The sequence below is a fragment of the Sphingobacterium alkalisoli genome, assembly GCF_005049105.1.
GTDB classification, from domain to species: domain Bacteria; phylum Bacteroidota; class Bacteroidia; order Sphingobacteriales; family Sphingobacteriaceae; genus Sphingobacterium; species Sphingobacterium alkalisoli.
On record NZ_SUKA01000001.1, the window covers coordinates 21894 to 42688 of the forward strand.

Annotated in this window: 15 protein-coding genes; 14 read left to right on the plus strand and 1 reads right to left on the minus strand. The window is 39.0% G+C overall.

Annotation, left to right across the window (positions count from 1 at the left end):
* Positions 1–3: 3 nt before the first annotated feature.
* The 10 genes from FAZ19_RS00115 to FAZ19_RS00160 all read left to right on the plus strand — a co-directional run bounded on the left by FAZ19_RS00115 (position 4) and on the right by FAZ19_RS00160 (position 12230).
* A complete protein-coding gene (locus FAZ19_RS00115) occupies positions 4–852 on the plus strand; it encodes a hypothetical protein (protein WP_136818573.1) in 849 nt (282 codons plus the stop codon).
* A 386-nt stretch (positions 853–1238) separates the two neighbouring features.
* Positions 1239–2153: a T6SS effector amidase Tae4 family protein gene (locus tag FAZ19_RS00120; RefSeq protein WP_136818574.1), complete on the plus strand. Its 915-nt coding sequence runs from the start codon at positions 1239–1241 to the stop codon at positions 2151–2153.
* An 11-nt stretch (positions 2154–2164) separates the two neighbouring features.
* The gene (locus FAZ19_RS00125; RefSeq protein ID WP_136818575.1) at positions 2165–2953 is read left to right on the plus strand and encodes a WG repeat-containing protein; all 789 of its coding nucleotides are present in this window, start codon (positions 2165–2167) and stop codon (positions 2951–2953) included.
* Positions 2954–3039: 86 nt separating this feature from the next.
* Positions 3040–3831, plus strand: a complete 792-nt coding sequence (locus FAZ19_RS00130; protein ID WP_136818576.1) for a WG repeat-containing protein — start codon at positions 3040–3042, stop codon at positions 3829–3831.
* A gap of 60 nt (positions 3832–3891) precedes the next feature.
* Entirely contained in the window at positions 3892–4575 is a 684-nt protein-coding gene (locus tag FAZ19_RS00135) for a WG repeat-containing protein (RefSeq protein ID WP_169305521.1), read from the plus strand.
* Between the two features lie 159 nt (positions 4576–4734).
* Entirely contained in the window at positions 4735–6894 is a 2160-nt protein-coding gene (locus FAZ19_RS00140; protein ID WP_136818578.1) for a glycosyltransferase, read from the plus strand.
* 36 nt (positions 6895–6930) lie between these two features.
* Positions 6931–9150, plus strand: a complete 2220-nt coding sequence (locus FAZ19_RS00145; protein ID WP_136818579.1) for a peptidase domain-containing ABC transporter — start codon at positions 6931–6933, stop codon at positions 9148–9150.
* 3 nt (positions 9151–9153) lie between these two features.
* On the plus strand, positions 9154–10482 hold the full coding sequence (locus FAZ19_RS00150) for an HlyD family efflux transporter periplasmic adaptor subunit (protein ID WP_136818580.1): 1329 nt from the start codon (positions 9154–9156) through the stop codon (positions 10480–10482).
* Positions 10482–11786, plus strand: a complete 1305-nt coding sequence (locus FAZ19_RS00155) for a TolC family protein (RefSeq protein WP_136818581.1) — start codon at positions 10482–10484, stop codon at positions 11784–11786. The genes FAZ19_RS00150 and FAZ19_RS00155 overlap by 1 nt, the downstream gene beginning before the upstream one ends.
* A 36-nt stretch (positions 11787–11822) precedes the next feature.
* Positions 11823–12230: a TolC family protein gene (locus tag FAZ19_RS00160; RefSeq protein WP_188876078.1), complete on the plus strand. Its 408-nt coding sequence runs from the start codon at positions 11823–11825 to the stop codon at positions 12228–12230.
* 312 nt (positions 12231–12542) lie between these two features.
* On the opposite strand, the gene FAZ19_RS00165 is transcribed toward FAZ19_RS00160, so the two are convergent.
* Entirely contained in the window at positions 12543–14066 is a 1524-nt protein-coding gene (locus FAZ19_RS00165) for a TlpA family protein disulfide reductase (protein WP_136818583.1), read from the minus strand.
* 1215 nt (positions 14067–15281) lie between these two features.
* Between FAZ19_RS00165 and FAZ19_RS00175 the strand changes: the two genes are divergently transcribed.
* From FAZ19_RS00175 to FAZ19_RS00190, 4 genes are all read left to right on the plus strand, one after another.
* The gene (locus FAZ19_RS00175) at positions 15282–16652 is read left to right on the plus strand and encodes an ATP-binding protein (protein ID WP_136818584.1); all 1371 of its coding nucleotides are present in this window, start codon (positions 15282–15284) and stop codon (positions 16650–16652) included.
* On the plus strand, positions 16649–17755 hold the full coding sequence (locus FAZ19_RS00180) for a gluzincin family metallopeptidase (RefSeq protein ID WP_136818585.1): 1107 nt from the start codon (positions 16649–16651) through the stop codon (positions 17753–17755). The genes FAZ19_RS00175 and FAZ19_RS00180 overlap by 4 nt, the downstream gene beginning before the upstream one ends.
* Before the next feature lie 98 nt (positions 17756–17853).
* Positions 17854–18645 carry a hypothetical protein gene (locus tag FAZ19_RS00185; RefSeq protein WP_136818586.1) on the plus strand — a complete coding sequence of 264 codons (792 nt, stop codon included), beginning with the start codon at positions 17854–17856 and terminating at the stop codon, positions 18643–18645.
* A complete protein-coding gene (locus FAZ19_RS00190; RefSeq protein ID WP_136818587.1) occupies positions 18612–20762 on the plus strand; it encodes a S41 family peptidase in 2151 nt (716 codons plus the stop codon). The genes FAZ19_RS00185 and FAZ19_RS00190 overlap by 34 nt, the downstream gene beginning before the upstream one ends.
* The last annotated feature ends 33 nt before the right edge of the window (positions 20763–20795 follow it).

The following is a 20795-nucleotide window of genomic DNA, read 5'->3' on the forward strand; positions in this document are numbered from 1 at the left end:
GTTATGGATACATGGAAAAAACAGCAGCCCTTTATGCGGAAAGCATTGGTTAGCCTATCTATTACGGTAATATTGTTAGGTATTTCTAATCATAGTTATTCACAGGCCTCATATAGTGAGAATAAGTATATAAAATATACAAAAACACCAAATAAAGATGTAGAATTTTTTTTTACAAAGTATCCTACTGCTTACTCCCTAACGATGCTTTATAGTAACCGTATACCTCGTAGATCACTTTTGTTTCTTAGAGAATTTGATGAGAACAACTATTATAAGTCACTATACTTTGATTTAGAATATGAAGCTGATTCAATTTATTTTCATCAATCGTACAATGTGAATAATACTGTATTGAAAATGATAAAGTTTTCGGACTTTGAATCGCATGAGACGTCTAAGAATGATTTATATAGTATTGTTATGTTTAGGGATTCCGTTGTCTATAGATTTATAAAAGACAGGGACTTCATTGAGAACGAGAAACAAAAATTTCTGGGATGGCCCGCGTCTTATGGCGGTAATATCAAGGATCTGGAGCAGGGAATAAGCATAAGGTACAAAAAGAAAAAAAAGGTTAGCAAAAAAGTAGATTCCGTTTATGTCTTTAAGTGTATGGTTCTTCGCAACGACAGCTTAGGTGATGTAGAACAGATCGTTGGGAAACCATCATCCTTATCAGATATCATTGTAGAGGAATTTCGTAAAAGCAGTAAATCCTGGAAGGCAGCGATTTTAGAAACATCAGGGCTACGACATGACACATTCATCCGTGTATCTGTACGTTTGAATAGTGACGAAAGCATAACGATAAAAACACCCAAAGGACTTCATACCATACAAGGATATTAAAAAATTGGATCCCGAGTATTTATAGTAAAAACGCCTTTATTCTTTTAATGGAGCCTGATGGTGATCCTTTATATATACAAAATCAGATACTATGAAAATATTACTTAAAAATGTTGGCTTAATGTTCCTGCTGCCGCTGATAAGGATCTTTCCGGATGCGCGAGTCATTAAAAAAAATAGACACTGTTGAACAGACCAAGATTCCGGTAAAAGACTTTTTTGAGTATGACTACAGCGAAATAAGAAAACAGCCAGAATACCGGAAATCGGGGATTATGGCCCATTTTTGGGAGCATTCATGGATACAATTTAGAGGACATTTAAAACAGAACAGTATAAACATATAAAATATTATTAATCAATTTAAACAAGTTAAATTAAACATTATGAGAAACAAAGTTAAACTTGCATTCGATGAACTGGAAAAGGAACTCACCATCATCACACAGGCTGAGCTAGCGCAACTGATGGGCGGCAACGGTTCGAGCTATAGCTCAGGCCTTACAGCACAATCCAGCGTAGAAGACGTTGTCAACTATTTTAGTGCCATGGGATTTACCTTTACGCAGGATTCCAGCGGCAATTACTTTCTAGGAGGTGCGATAAAGATTGAGGAAGTGACGGTCGTAGGTTATTCGACAGGATACAACATGGATGACAATGGAGGCAGTGGCTTCGAATTCGGGAGTACAGGTTTTAATGGCTATGAACAAGCTTACTTAGATCTTTTCCAAAGCCAAGGCTATTTCATTCCGGGACAAGAGAATACTAGTGGATATCAGCAGAATACCTCTGTGAATGACGTTATACACTATTTTCAGGGAATAATTTCTGCAAAAACAAATGCTAATGCTAATAACGTATCAAGTGGTGAACTTATTGCAAACTGGATCGGAGGAAATTTCTTATCAAATTATAATTCGCAACCGAATAACTGGCGAGAAACCTGTGCGAGTTCATTATCTTTAGCTCTTAATATGATGGGGCCCGAATACGCCATACCGTATAGATCAGGAGAGACGGTGTCGGGAGATCAGAATAATGACGGTCAAAACGAGTGGTACTTTTACAGAGCTGCTGAAATGAAAGACTATGTTTCGAACAGATATGGTAGCATGACACAAATTTCTGATCCTGGTGCAATTCCGGAAGGAGCGAAAGGCTTTCTTTATTATGAAGATTTCCAGGGTATTGACAGAAGATATGATCACATAGATTTTTGGGATGGCACTAAAGTCATGGGAGGTACGGATTATAGCGACAGACAAGATGTTAAAGTTTATTTTGTCAGAACAAATTAAAATAAACATTCATGAAAACAGTACGTAAATTAATATGGTCATTATTTTTGCTTCCCTTTGTCGGTTGCTCACAAAATAAACCGTATACTAATGAATACCTGTATCTAGTGGTTGATACTACTGGCACCCTTATGAAATATGGATATAAGGATGAGCAAGGCAAAATGGTAATTCCTTTTGGCAAATATTATATGTGCTTCACCGACACGATCAAAACAATTGGATTCGTTGCCATTCCAAAGCAAGGTTTTTGGGCTATTAATAAGAATGACGAAAAACTTTTTAGAGTCGTTCCATTTGACAATGGTCCCGATTATCTGCGTAATGGTCTGTTTCGGATTTTCGGTGAAAACGATATGATCGGTTTCGCGAATATGGATGGTGAGGTGGTTATACCTCCTCAGTATTCATATGCAGATCCTTTTGATAATAACATAACAAATTTTTGTGACGGATGTAAAACATGGCGAGAAAGTGCTTCCAATGATGAATTTAAGCACCAAAAACTGTCTCGAATTTTACAGATACATAAAGATACAGTCCTTTTTGACCGTAATGCTAAATATGGTGCAATTGATATTAGAGGCGACACAATCTTGCAGCCCGTATATGATCGAATTGGCCGGTTCAAGGAGGATATTGCACTGGCCTATAAAGACGGTAGAGCTTTTTACATCGACCGATCCGGCAACGAAGTAGTTTATGACCCGAAAAAACATCCCAATCAAAAGCCTTTGGATAAGAACATTAATAGTAAAATAAAGTATATTGATGGATGGGAAAGTTTATTAAACGATTAAAACAAGTATTTGAAGAAATGCAGATTTAGTAAACAGAGCCCCAGAGTGGAAGTATTATTTGGACAAAAATTAAAAAACAAAAGGCAATGAAAGCACTTACTAGAATTATTGGCTTACTGTTCCTACTTCCGCTTATAGGCTGCCGCCAACCCAAGAAACAGTATGGACCAGACGATTATCTCTATAGAGTGAGCGACATGCATAAAGACTATCAACGATCCGGTTACAAAGATAGGGAAGGAAATATAGCCATTCCGATTGGCAAATATAAATTCTGCTTCACTGACACGATCAAGACGATCGGATTCGTTGCCATTCCAAAGCAAGGTTTTTGGGCTATTAATAAGAATGACGAAAAACTTTTTAGAGTCTTACCATTCGACAATGCACCAGATGAGATCTATCATGGCCTGTTTCGTATCCTAAACGAAAACGATATGATCGGTTTTGCCAATATGAATGGTGAGGTCGTCATACCCCCAAGATATTCGCTTGTTAAACCATTTTTTGACAGTATCACTAATTTTTGTGATGGCTGTAAGACGTGGCGTGAAAGTAAAACTCTTCATGAAAGTGCTCATGAAGGGCCTAGGGATTTACTAAAAAGACTAAAGGATACAGTTATGTTGAACCGCAATGTTAAATATGGCGCTATCAATATCAAAGGTGATACAGTATTACAACCTCTTTACGACAGGATTGGTCGCTTTATAGATGATATAGCATTAGTCTACAGGGATGGTAGGGCCTTTTACATTGATCGATTCGGCAACGAAGTAGTTTATGACCCGAAAAAACCTCCCAATCAAAAGCCTTTGGATAAGAACATTAATAGTAAAATAAAGTATATTGACGGATGGGAAAGTCCATTACATTAAAACGGTAACTCTTGGTTCAGTAATAGAAAATCTATTTTACCTGGATAAAAAGCAATGACTATGCAATCATTAAATAAATTAATGTGGGTATTATTGTTAGTTCCATTTGTCGGCTGCTCACAAAACAAGCAGTTTAGTAATGATGATTATCTGTATCTGGTGGTTGATACTACTGGCACCCTTATGAAATATGGATATAAGGATGAGCAGGGCAAAATGGTAATTCCTTTTGGCAAATATTATATGTGCTTCACCGATACCATCAAAACCATTGGATTCGTTGCCATTCCAAAACAAGGTTTTTGGGCGATTAATAAAAACGAAGATCAGCTTTTTAAAGTATATGTATATGACAATGGCCCCGATCGAGTGCGTGATGGCCTGTTCAGAATTTTAGATGAACACGATTTAATCGGATTTGCCAATATGCTCGGAGAGGTAGTTATTCAGCCTAGATTTGAACGGGTAGATCATTTCAGCGAAGGATTGGCAGGTTTCTGTGAAGACTGTTTATATGAACCAGTTTTAGGGTTAGGTGGGGTAGTCGACAACAAAGCTCTCGGCAGGAAAATAAGAGGAAAATACGGCTTTATCAATAAGAAGGGTGAGGTGGTCATTGCTCCAAAATTTGATTCAATCCGGTGGTTTGAAAATGGACGGGCTAAGGTAGGAATCGGAGATAAAGAGTTCTATATTGATAAGATGGGGAGCGAGCTACTTTTTCACAATGACGAGCATGATTGACACGAACTTATCATCTAAATTGAATTGTTGATCCTGTTATTTTCTCTAGTCGGCTGTTGTCAGCCATTATAGGCCGAACGAATACTTTTATCGATTTAAGTGGTAAACGGTGATTTCATGACCAGTGAGATATTACAAAGTTGAAAGAAAATTAAATATATGATTAACCTATATATAATCGATTATTTTAACCAAAAAAGTAGTGGACTGACGACCTATGTCGACCAACTGCGGGAGTATATACTCAAAGATAAAAGAATAAACCTTCATTTTATATTTGTAAGGGCGACCTCCTACACCACAGTTCAGAAAGAGAAGATTGGAAACAGCGTTCATTATTACATTCCCCACGATATAGGCCCCTCCACTACCGCAGAGCAGGATAAACAATTTATTGATTTCTTACGAAAAGATATTCGCGAAAAACAGGTGATCTTTCATTTCAACTGGATCAATCATGCCCCTTTTGCACAGGTCTTGAAGAAGGCATTCCGTTGTAAAATCGTACTGACCAAGCACTGTATTCCCTGGCGTGACTTTATTACGGCCAACTATCCGCTGTTCCGTATACTGAATAAACAGTTTCTTTCCGAGGAGAATCCGACGTATCTTGATGGATCATTAATTCGGGAACAGTTAACCTACCATGCTTTGGACCATATCATTTGTGTAACTGAACTTGCGCGAAATTCGTTAGACAAGCTGTTTTGTTTTCCAATGGATAAGGTTAGTGTTATTTACAACGGATTATTGCCCCGAAAAGCAAATCCCCAGCTTAAAGAAAAACTAAAAAGCAAATACGGTTTTAGCTTAAACGAGCGAATTGTCCTTTACGCAGGTGCTGTCAATGAGCGGAAAGGGGTATATGATCTGGTAGCTACTTTCGATAAAGTTTTGCAACAGATAGATAATGTTCGCTTGGTCATCGCCGGAACAGGAGATTTTGGAGCTGTATTCAAGAGTACAGATAAAAATTGGGCAAAGATTACCCTAACGGGAAATCTCGACAAAAACACCCTATATGATTTTTATCAAATCGCCGATGTAGGTGTAGTGCCATCCTATATCGAACAATGTAGCTATACAACCATTGAAATGATGCATCATGAGCTGCCACTCATCGTAGCAGATGTAGACGGATTGGCCGAAATTGTTCCGGACGACGGTGGCCTCAAAGTCCCTTTAGTACTCGAACAGACAAAGGCATACATTCATCAGGATAAACTTGCCGAGTATATTGTGTATCTATTGGAGAATCCAGAAATTGCCCGACAATATGCCCATAAATCCAAACAGCATGCTTTAAAAAACTTGAGTGTAAAAAAAATGGTGACAGAGACTATTCAGGTATATGACAAGCTTTTTTTACAAAACGAATCTTTGCCTGCCAATACCGACCGCCACAGCAAGGGCGAATTGGTCAGCGTATTGTTACCATGCCATAACGGCGAAAAATACCTAAATGCCTGTATCGATAGCGTGCTGAAACAGACATATCCACAGTTTGAACTTATTGTAGTCAATGATGGTTCCACCGACAAAACAAGGGAAATTGTAGAAAAGTATGATGACGAGCGAATCCGTTTGATTAACTATAAACAAAACGTAGGCATTGTAGATAGTTTAAATCATGGGATTAAGGAGGCAAAAGGAAAATATATCGCCCGTATAGATGCAGATGACATGATGCATCCGGATCGACTGCATAAGCAGATTCAGTATCTTGAAAATCAAGAAAATCAAGATGTGGGATTGGTGGGAAGCCATCATTATGTAATAAATTCAATAGGAAAAATTACGAGTCTAAAACAGTATCCAATCACCAATAATGAAATAAATGCAACCTTGTTGTTCCACAATCCCTTTTCACACCCTTCGGTTATGATGCGTGCGGATGTAGTAAAAAAGATTAAGTATTCTAACCAGTATCCACACGTAGAGGATTACCACCTTTGGTTCAATATATTAAAAAAACATAAGGCGGGTAACATACCAGAGTATCTTACATACTATAGAGTGCATGACAATAGCCTTTCCGTAAAAAGTAACAAAGATCAAAAAGAAAACGCCGCAGATCTGGTTCTCACGGAATTGGAACAACGGGGCGTCGATCCAACGGTTGAAAATTTGAAAATACACATTGCCATTTTACAGGGATATAGAGGAAAGTTCTTTAACACAAAAGAGAAGGTAGAATTGCTTCAAAAATGGATAACTAGTATATTAGAAGTGCAACAAGGAAAACACAATTACTCTGATCAATTTAGCAAAAACATGAAGAAGCATATCCTACAGATGTATTGCAACATTTATGAATAAAAAAATACCTTTGACCACACCCAATTTGAATCTGTTATGAGCTTTACTTCCTTCCCTATAGATCGACAATTAGACATGATGGACTGCGGTCCAGCTAGTTTAAAGATGGTAGCAAAATATTACGGCAAATACTATTCCCTACAGTACCTGCGCGATCTCTGTGGCAATACCAGAGAGGGTGTCTCGTTGGCGGGCATTTCCCATGGAGCGGAAACCATCGGACTACGCTCTTTAGCAGCCCACTGTAGCTTACAAGACATTGTTGAAAAAGTACCTTTACCTGTTATTATCCATTGGGATAACAGCCACTTCGTGGTACTCTACAATGTCAAACAAAAACGCAACGGTAACCTTAAATTCTATATCGCCGATCCGGCCAAGGGACACATCAGTTATGACCAAAGCGAATTTGAAGAGAAGTGGATTAAGAAAAACGAAAATAAAACTTCTGGTGTAGCCTTGATCCTGGAACCGCAGGCCGATTTTAAGCAACGGCAGGCAGGTGAGAAAGCGGAACGGGGCAGGCATCTCGAAAATATCATGGGCTATTTTATACCCTATAAAAAGAGTTTTTATTATCTGGGGACCGTGATGTTGTTGATTACGGCCATGCAGGCCGTGCTCCCTTTTATCTCCAAGGCCGTAATCGATGTGGGGATACAGACACAGGACGTCAGTTTTATTAATATCGTGCTTATTGCTAATCTGGCGTTGATTGTCAGTATTACACTCAGTTCGGCCGTACGGGACTGGATACTGCAACATATGTCCTCGCGGATCAACATTGCCCTGATCTCCGATTACCTAATCAAACTGATGAAACTGCCGGTCTCCTTCTTTGAGAATAAGATGCTCGGGGATATCCTGCAACGAGCCAATGACCACGAAAGGATACGGAGCTTTATCATGAATAACTCACTGAACCTGGTTTTCTCTACGCTGACGTTCTTGATATTCAGCATCATTTTATTGATGTACAATACTACGATTTTTTACATCTTCATCGTAGGCAGCACGCTTTACATCCTGTGGGTAATGGGTTTTCTAAAATTGCGCAAAAAATTGGATTGGGATTATTTCGAACTGACGGCCAAAAACCAAAGTTATTGGGTAGAGACCATTAACGGAATACAGGACATCAAGATCAACAACTATGAACAGGCCAAACGCTGGAAATGGGAAGGTATTCAGGCCCGGCTATTCAAGGTGAACCTCCGTATGTTGGGCATTAATAATGTGCAGAACCTCGGGGCTAGCTTTATTGATTCGGTAAAAAATTTGCTGATTACCTTCTTTTGCGCCAAGGCAGTGATCGCCGGCGAGATTACCTTCGGCGTGATGATATCCACACAATTTATGATCGGCATGTTGAATGGACCGGTACAGCAATTGATCTCGTTCATGGTATCCTTCCAATTTGCACAGATCAGTTTCCTGCGCCTGAATGAGATACAGATGTTAAAGGACGAAGATGAGGATACAGGGAATAATGATCTCGCATTGACAGGTAAAAAAGACATCGTTGTCAAAAATGTATCTTTTCACTACACACAGGTATCCCCTTTAATCTTGCAGAATATCCACCTGGTAATCCCCGAGGGGAAGGTAACCGCTATTGTGGGCGACAGTGGCAGCGGGAAATCAACTTTATTGAAGTTACTATTACGGCTGTACAAGCCGAGCCACGGTGAGATCCTGATCGGGGGCATGAACATCAATAATATCGGTCTACGACAGTGGCGCGAAAAATGTGGCGCAGTGATGCAGGATGGAAAGATATTTAATGACACCATACTCAACAATATCGTACTAGATGATGAGAAGTTGGATAACGACAAGCTCCGCAAGGCGGTCGCTGCTGCTAACATAGGATATGAGATCGAACAATTGCCCCTGGGTTATCAAACCAAAATGGGCGAAGATGGCAGGGGTCTTAGCGGCGGGCAGAAACAACGGGTACTGATTGCCCGCGCGCTGTACAAAAACCCGGACATTCTATTCTTTGATGAGGCCACCAATGCACTGGATTCCATCAACGAACAAAAGATCACGAGTGCCCTCGGTGAGGTATTTCAGGGCAAGACCGTGATCGTAGTCGCTCACCGGCTTAGCACCATCCGCAGGGCAGACCAGATCGTAGTGATGAAAGATGGCCATGTAGTTGAGACTGGAAACCACAACACATTGATGGAAAGAAGGGGAAGGTATTTCCAGCTTGTGGAAAGCCAGTCAGAAGTAAAAATATTAGCCAATTAAGGTATGGAACAAGAAGCAGTAAAAGACACTATCCCCACCAAACGCACAGAAGAGGTCACCGATATTATAGAGCGTATGCCCGTTACTTTCGCAAAACGGATTACGGCATTGGTCTGTTTTATCTTTGCGTTAATTATATTCTTCGGCTATATCGTTAAATACCCCGATATCGTAACCGGGGAAGCCACGATTTCGGCGGAACAGTCTCCCCTACAATTGGTTGCAGAGCAGAGCGGAAGGCTAAGAATAAACCAGATCAAATCACAGGATAGCATCTCCTCGGGTCAACTGCTTGCCTGGATAGATAATCCTGCCCATCCAGAACTGGTGCAGCAGATTACGGAGCTGGTAAAAACAACTTCTCTCCCTACATCCGATGCGCGAAAGCTGTATGCCCAACTGCCCAAAAGCTTGAACCTAGGTGATCTGACCATCCCCTACTCCTCCTTTATATCGAGCATAAAACAGCTGGCCGACTATCAGATCAATAGATTATACGATAAACAGGAACACGCCCTGTCGAAAATACTAAATGAACAGCAAGATGCCCTGAAAACATTGAAGGACAAAGAGCATCTGAGCCTCCAACATCTTGCCCTTACCGACAAATTTCTGGAACGGGACTCGATATTACTCGCGAAGAAGATCATTAGCCAGGCGGAGTTTGAGCAGTCGATAGCGAGCCGTATAACTGCGGAAGATCACGTAAAGTCTTCTCTACGTAGTTCGGGTTCTATCCGGGAGCAGATCAGCAGCACCGAGAACTCCATTCAGGAAACACGCATCACCAAATCGGAACGGGAACTTCAACTGGACCTGGAAGTACTCACCTCTTTCAACAACCTCATCGATAAGATCAATCTTTGGGAAAAACAGTACCTAATCCGATCCCCAATTACCGGCAAAGCGCAGTTCCTAAAGTTCTGGAACGAAAACCAGTTTGTACAGGCGGGTGAACCTATTTTCTCCATAGTTCCCAAAGAGAACAGCATACTGGGAAAAGTACAGCTACCTATTAGTGGCGCGGGTAAGGTTAAAGTGGGCCAGGAGGTTATCGTGAAGCTGGCGGATTACCCCTACATGGAGTATGGCTATATAAAGGCTACGGTGAGGGACATATCATTGGTATCAAGCCCCGTGAATACGGGAGACGGAACATCGATGGACTCCTACCTGGTGACCCTTTCCTTCCCAAATGAACTAGCGACAAACTATGGTACCATTCTCGACTTTAAATTCGACGCAAAAGGTACTGCAGAAATAATTACAAAGGACAGAAGACTGATCGAGCGGTTCTTTGATAACCTGAAATACATCGGACATTCCAAATAATGAAGAAGTGGTTTTTGATAACGTTGCTGGTTTTGTTATTACCCCTGCTCTCGCATGCGCAATTGGTACTCTCACTGGAACGCGCCCGAGAGATTCTGGTGGAAAACAGCCTGGATCTAAAACAGCGGGAACTGCAGGAACGTATTGCCACGATGAACGTTGATCTGGCAAAGGATGCCGCGATACCGAGCATCTATTTCAATGCCAATAACCAGCATACCCTGGGACTCGCTTTTGATCAGGTTACCGGGCAGCTGATTACGGGAAACCAGTGGTCTAATTATGCGAATGCCAATATCGCAACCAATGTAATCCTGTTCCAGGGCTTTCAAAAAGTAAATACTGTAAAAGCGGAAGAACTGAATCTGGAGCTGGCAAAACTGGATATTGAAAAGTTGAAAAGAGAACTGGATCTACAGTTGATATCGTTGTTTTTTCAGACATTGATCAACCATGATCTTTACGAAGCAAGCCTGGTACAGTTAAAACTGTCGGAGCAACAGCTTGCGCAGGAAGAGATACAGATCGAAGTGGGCAAGCGGACCATAATTGACCTATCCCAGGCCAAAAGTAAGGTAGCAAATGACAAGCTCAATATCGTAACGGCAAAGAATGGCTACAACCTGGGCTTACTAAAACTCAAACAGCTATTGGAGATGGCGGAATCAGATGAACTGGAACTCGTACCTCCTACCGCATCAGGTTTACCTTTAGCCCCACCTGAAGAATACCTCATAAACGATCCTTACCTCAAGGCTATAGATAGGCAGATCGACCTGGCACATGTCAATATCAAACTTGCAAGATCGGCTTATTACCCCACCATATCGCTCAATGGTGGGTACGGTACAAACTATTCGTCACAACGCTATAATATGTTTAATAGTATGGTAATGCCTTTATGGGAACAGTTCAACCAGAATAGATCGCTATATGGTAACATCTCTATTTCCATGCCCATCTATGACGGCTTTAAGGCTCGGGCTAATACCAAAAAGGCGAGACTCGGGCAGGAAAATCTCCTATTTGAAAAGGGAAAGGTCGTAAAGCAGCGAAAGGAGGCATTCTCGCAGTCCGACCTAGAATATCAGGCATCCATAGAGGAATTGAAAGCTTTGGAGGCTGCATTTGAAGCGAACAAGGTGAACTACGAAGCTATGAACGAGCGCTACAAAATCGGAAAAAGCTCTTCGATGGATCTCTACAAGGCGTTGACGGATTACAATGTTTCTGAATTCAGGTTGATCAACGCCAGATATTCCATGCTGTACAAGGGCGAAATTTTGAAAACATTGACGAAATAGAACTGATGACTATTTAACGGGTCAATTCATCCCCTTTTGGGGTCAGGTAGACCAAATAAATCGCCATATCTGGGTCTGTCGCTGAGCATGCCTATATTCGCTGGATTCAAAACAAAAAGCAATATCAATAGAGCGAAGCTTACACTTGATTTACAAAAAAACGAGCTGGACAAAACGCTAAAAGATCAAGAAAAGATCTTGCTAATGGCCCGACAGGAGTACAACAGATCGCACAAGGAGTACCAGGTCGTACAGACGCAGAGCCTCAGCCTTAAAAAGAGCTTAGAGGCCATGAAGGAACGCTACGAAATAGGCATGGCTTCATCCATAGATTATTCCAAAGCCTTGCTGGATTACAATATTTCCGAGTTCAATCTCATCCGAGCGAAATATACCGTATTGTACAATCAGGAGATTTTGAAAGTATTGACGGATTCGTATTAAGTACTGCTTGATCTTATGTACAACGAGTTTCACGGATGTTTGCTAATGCTTCTTATATGTCTGTCAACTTGCTTCGTATGTTTTCCTATCTTACTTGTTTACACGTGTTCATTTATTTCCATAAAATGAACATGTTATACAGATGTGTCCACTATAAAAACATAATCTACATCCCCAGCATTGAACGGTCTAACAACGTATCACGCAAAAATAAAATACGTTTAAAACCTTAATTAATATTCAATACCAAAATCTATTCATAGGAATCAAAAATCAAGGTACTTCAATTAGGACACAACAAATCGGGATTGCTCATTTTAACAGATCGTTAATCATCCCGCTTACAGCGTCATTTCCGGGAAAGGTTGAAAATTTATTCATGAGTACGCTTTCTTTATTATATAACAGATAGGACGGAATATACTCAAAATCAAAATAATCCATCATCGTGTACCACTGGGTGTCTGTCAGATAATAATGCTCGTCCCCTATTCCAATTATTTTTTCCTCCCACAGCTTTTGGGGTGAAGATCCATTTGTGAGGTATACAAAGACGACATCCTTATCGTTAAAATCACCCTTTGTACTCCTGAATTGTTTGATTGCTTCCAGACATGGAGCACACCATGTTGCCCATAGGTCAATAAATACAACCTTGTCCTTGTAGTTGGAAACAATTGTCTCCATGACCTTATCTTCTGGAACCGATGAAATGTCATTTACGACAACAGGAGATTTTACTTTGTCCAGTTCAACAACCTGATCGTTTTTCCGAAATAATATTTTCCCGATTTCTCCATCTTTCCAATAATGTGCTATATTTTCTTTTTGTTTTTCGCTTAGCTGCTTCACGTGCTCGTTGAGCTGCCGACCATAGGCATTAGCCGCCAGAATATCATAATATGGGCCGTCATGGAAGCCGACCAAATCAGCTAAAATAACTTTCACGCTTGCCAACCAGGTGGGGATATCGCTTTCTCCAATAACTGGAAGCCCTAATACTTCATTTTGGAGAATTAAGTTCTGAAATTCAGGGAATGAGTAAGTGTGGAGGTATTGCGGATCGTTGAGATGGAAGTCTTTCAAAAAGCGAAAATACGATCTGTCAATCTTTTGGATTTCAGGAGTATTGACTGTATCACGAGTTATGATACGATAATTACGCTTCATCTCTGCTTCGTAATCGATGACATGTCCCGTATATACGAATAAGCGATATTCTTTAGATATAAACCCTTTGAACTCCTTGGAGAATAAGTCATCATCATCTACGAATTGTGCCAATCTTGTAGATACATTACTTTTAACACGATTCAGAAACTCATCTGTACTTTTATCATAGAACCGTGGATATTCCCAATTTGGTCTATCTGGTCTATAATCAATCATTTTGTTTAAGACCTCCATGCCCTGCCGCATATCATATGGCTTCATGGCAGACGTAACATCCACATTTTTGATATTACGGCCTGAATCATAGGCGATATCAATGTGCGTAGAGTCATTATTTATTGATCTGATTACAAGCCCCTTATGCGGATTTACACTCGTATACAAACCGAATAAAGAAGTCTCGGTTTCCATATCAAAGTCCAGTGAGAAGTAGCCCGATTGGTCAGCGAGAATATTATGTCTGACACTTTCTCCCGAAATTGGATGCAGAACAATAATAGTTACCATAATACTATCCTTATTTTGACCATCGGGAGTGATGATTCCTGTTATTTTGGAAGTACCGGCGACTATGTTTGTAGTGTCTGTAGCAATCTCTGTTGCCCGGTTACATGACAAAAAGAACAAAAGACTACAGACGAAAAGACGTTTTATTTTAATCATTGTTATCTTGATTTAAACCCCGGAAAAATTTAAAAAAGTTCTGGCTCTTTAGAACATTGGAAATCACTAACAAAAAAAACACTTAGGATGATCCGTATAACGGAAGGTCTCATAATTTAAATTTTACGTTAAAATACGTATTAAAATTCATTTTAGCAAGGTCTTATTGGTCAAAAGTAAATTCACCCCGTCACCGATTTTTTTAGTCGTATTGAAATTTAAGTTTACAAAAAGTTTTACTATTCTTAAAGTATACATTAAGAATAGTAAAACTTTTTACAATTGCAATATAGATCTATCTAAGCGCCTCGACAAAAAGCACATCACCGCTAATTAATGCTTAAAATTTCACGGTGGTGGATTTCAACGTCGGCAATAGGCACGTCAGTGATTCGCATGAGAAAGTGGACAAGGTGGTGGTTGCACCACACAAAAGACGCTACCGAAAAAGCCGTAATCAAAAAGGTGAGAGGAGAGACACTTAACACTGTCAGAACTTGCTAAGCTAGTAGAAAAAAACGTGATTATATCTCGAAAATTGAGAATAACGGAAATAATATCACTTTAAAAACACTGTTTGACATCGTTGAAAAAGGATTGGGCGGAAAAGTAAAAATTTCAATCGACTTTTAGCCCTTACAGTCCGTCTTTAATAGTCATCGAAGTTACCCAGAGAGCCACACATCAAGCTCATGGGTGTCATTCTAAATAGCTCGTTTTTTGTGCATGCGGTAAATGTCTTCCCATTATATTTTGCAATTACTAGCTGCTACTTAATGACCCAGTACCCCCCGGTCTTTGGCGCTCCACGGAACTCTATTTGATCGTCAGACCGTAAAGACTTTATCCATCTTTCGATGGTTTTGACTGATATACCTAGCTCTTTTGAATAGAATGGTGCTCTTTTCCCCGGTGCAGACTTTATGATAGATAGCAACAGATTTACTCCCTCAACTATGGCATTATCCTGAGCTTACACCGACAAATTCAAAAGCGCTGCTGGATTATAATATTTCGGAATTCAATCTCATCCGCGCGAAATACAACGTACTGTACAATCAGGAGACTTTGAGAGTATTAACCGATTCGTATTAAATACCGTCTGATCTTATGTACAACGGGTTTTTACGGATGTTTGCTAATGCTTCTCATTTAACATTCCTATGAAATAGAGATAAGATAGTTATATTTGTAAGGAATTAGTTGTCGTATCCAATGATTAAACCGCTTATAGAAGATTCACATACGGAATTTAAAAGTTCATTTAATGACGGGGTTATCGAGTCGCTTTCGGCCTTTGCCAATACGAAAGGAGGAAGGGTCCTTATAGGTATTGCTGATAATGGTAAACCCGTCAAAGGTTTTACAATAGGAGATGAGACGTTACAAAAATGGATTAACGAAGTCAAAAACAAGACCCAGCCCAGTATTATTCCTGATGCTACTGCTCTTGAGATAAACGACGCCGTAGTTGCCCAGCTTTCTATCAAGGAGTTCCCTATAAAGCCCGTGGCGTTCAAGGGAAGATACTACAAGAGGGTTAACAACTCCAACCATTTGCTATCTTTATCGGAAATAGCGGAAATGCATTTGCGATCGTTCAATACAAGTTGGGACAGCTATATCAATCCGGAAAAAAACATCGACATGTTGTCTCTAGACAAAGTCAACAACTTTATATCCAATTGCAACAATGGGAAGCAATATGTCATAACTGATGATCCTCTGACCGTTTTGAACAAATACGACCTTATCAAGGAAGGGCAAGTTACCAATGCAGGATATCTTATGTTCGCACGCAGCGATTTGTTCGATGCAACGATCGAGTTAGGACGATTTTCAACTCCCACAAGTATCAAGGACAGCACGACAATACGCTCGGATCTATTCAGCGAGGTCGATTTTGTATTAGATTTTGTTAGGAAGCATATCAATAAGAGCTATATCATAACAGGAGATCCGAGAAGAGAGGAAAGATGGCAGTATCCGATGGACGCCTTGCGTGAGATTGTTATCAATATGATAGTGCATCGTGACTATATGCACTACGGTGATTCTTCTGTGAAGATTTATGATGATTATATAGAATTCTTCAACCCGGGCAGGCTTCCCGAAAATATTTCAGTCGAGCAATTATTGAGTGGAGATTATTCTTCCCAAGCCCGAAACAGGAAAATCGCCTCTGCTTTTAAAGAAGCACAGCTTATTGAGAAATACGGCTCTGGTATTAAAAGGATTATGGAGGGATTTGCTAATTACGGATTAAAACCTCCTCTTTTTGAAAACTTTCAACATGGGTTTAGAGTTATAGTGTACGCACAGGATGCTGAACCTATCGAAGAAACTGTGGGAGAAACTGTGGGAGAAACTGTGGGAGAAACTGTGGGAGAAACTGTGAAAGGAACTTCTGCTTTAGTACTCTCTTATATAGAGGACAATCCCCACATCACAAGAGAAGAACTCGCTGAAAAAACCCAGCTTTCAGTTAGAGGGGTAGAATACCAACTGGCCAAGCTACGTCGAGCCAAACTAATAGAAAGAGTAGGTTCTACAAAAAGGGGCTATTGGAAAATTATTGATCGATGAAAATTAAACTGTTATTATTTTATTTATTCCTATCACTAAATTCGTCAGCTCAAATTAATGACAATATCTCAATATCTCCCAACATAGATAAAAACGATACAACGAATAGGCATATTTTACTTGCATTAGACTCGTTCTTGCTAAAAAAAGACACTGCTTCGTATCCAGAATTATTCAAATATTGGGATATAAATGACTTTGAAAGATTTAGAACGCCCTATTACTTTTTGAAAGGAATAGAGAAAAATGGAGCAGGAGAAGTTGCTTACAAAGCTAGTGTCATGGAGATACTGCCACTAAAAAATGATGTATATATCGTAAAAATATCTTATATCTCTACTTCCCCTTCTAATCTTTTTGTCAAGGTAATATTTAATTTAATAGCCAAATATAACGATGGGAAAGTTCTGTTTTCATCCTATATCAACCTCATAGATGACAAATGGAAGGAGATTATCGACGGGGAGGCAAAGTACATAGTTAGTCCTAATCGAAATTCTTTTTATGACCAAGATATACAGAAACAAAGAGATTTTAATAATTTTATAAGTGAGTATCTCAAAGTTGAAAAAGTACCATATACCTTTTATTCTACAGGCAGTGTCGAAGAATTCTTTAACATACAAGGTTTTCAATACCATCCTATGATGTATGCAGATTCAACTGGAGGTATCGTTTTTAATAACATAATCATATCTGCTAACAATTCCGAATTCTATCCGCATGAGATAGCCCACCTGTATATAAAAAAACGTATGCCAAATATAAATAGCTACTTTGATGAGGGATTAGCGACATATTTGGGAGGGAGTGGAAAGATCATGTACCAAGATTATTTAAATAAGCTAAAAGAGAATATAGATGAATATGACCTTCTAACAGTTTTTAAAAAAGATATATTTGATAAGAGTCTATGGGAAGCTGATATGCCTATTACCTATGTATTGGCTGCTGTTATCTGTGATTACGGTATCAATAAAATGGGAAAGGATAAGTTTTTCGACATCGTTGACGGGAACAAAGATAATCATTCTATTTTAAATCAATTAGGTATTGGTGAAGCCGAGTTTAACAGTATTATTAAAGATTTTATAAATCAATAGGTTGGATAAAAGCAATATTTATAACATACAGTAAGAATTTAGACTCCTTCAAATCTGTTTACACATTAAGTCTAGCAAAATACTTGACTAATGAGTTTATGGATGACTATGCTAATATTCGTCTCCCCTATAAATTCAATGGCTCTGAAACGATAGAGGCCCACAAAACACTTTCTTTCAATTTGTATTATATGCTTTCCTTCAATAAGATATATAATAATGTAGATCCATTTTGCTTAGTCATTGACAATGTTAATCAGGTGTTTATGTTTGAACATTTTTTCAAAGCAAAAAATGTTAAGATATTCTGTTTTGTAGATATGCAAACAATTTTAGATGAAAAGGAAAAAGTTCTTTCCCTAAATCCAAAATGTATCATTTTATCTCCAAATGACAATTGTTTGTCTTTGATTCGACAAATGGGATTAGAGAATATAATTCATATTTTCCCATATTATCGTGCAGCAGATATTAGATTAAAGGTTAAGATAAAGTATAAATTCATATGGGTTAGTCATGAGAAAGAAATTGAATTACATCGTTTAGAGTTAATAAAATCAAAAGAGAAAATAATATTTTGTGGTACTATAGATTTGAACAAAATACCCGTTGAATTCCTTTTGAAAGACAATTTGTTTTTCTTAAATTATCGTTCGATTGATCTCTTATATAATCTGGCAGCCTCGGTTGATAAGGTTTTTTGTCCGAGTGAATATGTTGCCCTTTGTACAATTTTAATTTTAGGTGAAAAGAATGTGTTGTATACATATGAAAATCTAAGTGATTTAATTAACGGAAAATTCTTGGATATCAATAAAGCCGATATTCCAGAGCTGGACAATGATAAAGACATACTATGCAAAAAATTATTGGAAATACTGCACTATTAGTTGCTTTATGTACTTGTTGCATTTTCGCCAGTGGACAAGAATTAGCTAGGCAAGTGAGAAATATTCAAGCATTCGGAAAGATTGCTGGTTACGTCCAGTTTTTCTCTGCTTCGGATGTTAGTCAATCTGTAATAGGAGACTGGGATAGCATTTATATTAATGGGGTACAAACGGTCAAAAACTGTAAGGACGACCAAGAGCTTTTGGACAGTCTTCGCCAAATTTTTGAACCACTAGAGCCAGCTATGGAGTTTACCTTTCGAGGCGAAAGGCAAAATAATGTTATTGAAAGAAATTTGATGCAAGGGCCTATGAAAGTATTCAAACAAAATATTGGCTTAGAACTTTATAGTGGCAAGACAAATGCCTTTAAGAGTATACGGGTGAATAGACGCTCAGCGATAAGTGATTACAATACGATAGAAGGCACACTGCTCGATTCCGCAATAGCTGATCTGACAAATGTGAATTTTCGTTCCAGTATTGACCTTAACCTACCCATGGACATGGAAGTCTTTGAAGATGATCGGATAATCCTTAAACGGCTATTGAACAAAAGCGATTCGCTTATCAAAATTCCGTTACAAAATGTCCGTTCTGGAAGGGTGCAGGTAAAACTCAAAGTAGATGCTGATAAAAGAATTGATATTTCGAATTCCTCAATACAAGGTGTCCCGACACGCTACACAAACAGACTGGAAAAAGACTCAACGAATAAGGTGCATAAATACACTGTAGTGCTTCGAGGTTTTGATAGCCCTCTTTATGAGGATTCTCTTGATATATCAGATAGTTTACATACTGCTATTACAGACGAAATTTCAATATCCTTTCCTCTTTGTCTTTACGGAGATTCTTCAAATACGTATCCCATTTCTAATCTTTCTAGCTATCGGTACAATAAAGCGGCCAACCGCGATTATTTCAGGGACACGGGCATACTGTATAATGAAGTACAGGTCGCAAACCTATTGATGATATGGAATGTATTTCGGTTTTCTTTCGCATATCTTAATTTAAACGAGAAGGAGCAACAAAATCTTTTGGAGGATGTCCTTAGAAAAAGTCTTAGCGGCAATGACTTGGAGGCCTATGTCAACAATGTCTGGTATATGTTGCGTACGTATGGGGATTCACATATATTTTTCGATCTGGCCTATATTAGGGAAAAAACGGCTTATTCGATCCCTGTCGACTTACAACTGATAAAAAATAAGTTATACGTAAAAGATGTTTTCAATGACAGCATAACGGCGTTGATAAATATAGGAGACGAAGTCTTGTATATCGATAACAAGCCCGTTTCCCAAGTTCTTCATGACAATTTGCTAAGGACGACTGGTTCGGACCATAATCGTAAAAGGGTAGCGATAGACAGATTGCTAGACGGGCCGCAAGGAAGTCGGTTAAGTTTACGTCTTAAACCGGTGGGCAACAGAAAAAGTAAGGAAATCTTAGTCAGAAGGAATGAGAAGGCAATTTGGAACTTGCCCGGAAATTCCGGATATCTAAAACTTAATAATGGTTATTTGGATTCCAATCTTTACTATTTCGATTTAACGCGTAATCCTTTTGACGAAAACCTACTTAATAAAGTTGCGAAAAATTGTCCGAATATTATTATCGATATGAGAGGTTATCTTGTGGAACCTAATTACAACAAGATGGTTCGCAATCTGCTTAAAGATTCTGTCAAAGTCCAGAGGATATGGGTACCTAATATTATAAGCCCGACGCAAACAAAATGGAAAAGTGGAGGGGAGGAACATTACCCCACCGGAGGTTCCTTGTCTAAAGCTAATATATTTTTCTTTGCAGATGCTTCAACACAGAGTGCACCGGAAACCTTACTTGAATTAATGAAGTACAAGAAGGTTGGGCATATCCTAGGTGAGAATACATCTGGTGCCAATGGGACAATAAACTATCTTTCGTTACCCGGAAACATGTTGGTTACTTTTTCAGGTCATATTTTCAAGAATTCAGATGGAACCCGGCATCACAAGATCGGAATAATTCCTGATTACAGAATCGAATATACGTTAAAGAATATTATAAATAGAGAGGATCCTTATATAATTAAAGTCAAAGAATTACTTAAGAGGCAGCTAAAATAGTGTTAAAACGACTAATACGAAAAGAGCAAATGG

Bases quoted from the DNA above. Each gene is read 5' to 3' on its own strand.
- FAZ19_RS00115 (WP_136818573.1), top strand. From the start codon at position 4: ATGGATACATGGAAAAAACAGCAGCCCTTTATGCGGAAAGCATTGGTT.
- FAZ19_RS00120 (WP_136818574.1), top strand. From the start codon at position 1,239: ATGAGAAACAAAGTTAAACTTGCATTCGATGAACTGGAAAAGGAACTC.
- FAZ19_RS00125 (WP_136818575.1), top strand. From the start codon at position 2,165: ATGAAAACAGTACGTAAATTAATATGGTCATTATTTTTGCTTCCCTTT.
- FAZ19_RS00130 (WP_136818576.1), top strand. From the start codon at position 3,040: ATGAAAGCACTTACTAGAATTATTGGCTTACTGTTCCTACTTCCGCTT.
- FAZ19_RS00135 (WP_169305521.1), top strand. From the start codon at position 3,892: ATGCAATCATTAAATAAATTAATGTGGGTATTATTGTTAGTTCCATTT.
- FAZ19_RS00140 (WP_136818578.1), top strand. From the start codon at position 4,735: ATGATTAACCTATATATAATCGATTATTTTAACCAAAAAAGTAGTGGA.
- FAZ19_RS00145 (WP_136818579.1), top strand. From the start codon at position 6,931: ATGAGCTTTACTTCCTTCCCTATAGATCGACAATTAGACATGATGGAC.
- FAZ19_RS00150 (WP_136818580.1), top strand. From the start codon at position 9,154: ATGGAACAAGAAGCAGTAAAAGACACTATCCCCACCAAACGCACAGAA.
- FAZ19_RS00155 (WP_136818581.1), top strand. From the start codon at position 10,482: ATGAAGAAGTGGTTTTTGATAACGTTGCTGGTTTTGTTATTACCCCTG.
- FAZ19_RS00165 (WP_136818583.1), bottom strand. From the start codon at position 14,066: ATGATTAAAATAAAACGTCTTTTCGTCTGTAGTCTTTTGTTCTTTTTG.
- FAZ19_RS00175 (WP_136818584.1), top strand. From the start codon at position 15,282: ATGATTAAACCGCTTATAGAAGATTCACATACGGAATTTAAAAGTTCA.
- FAZ19_RS00180 (WP_136818585.1), top strand. From the start codon at position 16,649: ATGAAAATTAAACTGTTATTATTTTATTTATTCCTATCACTAAATTCG.
- FAZ19_RS00185 (WP_136818586.1), top strand. From the start codon at position 17,854: ATGGATGACTATGCTAATATTCGTCTCCCCTATAAATTCAATGGCTCT.
- FAZ19_RS00190 (WP_136818587.1), top strand. From the start codon at position 18,612: ATGCAAAAAATTATTGGAAATACTGCACTATTAGTTGCTTTATGTACT.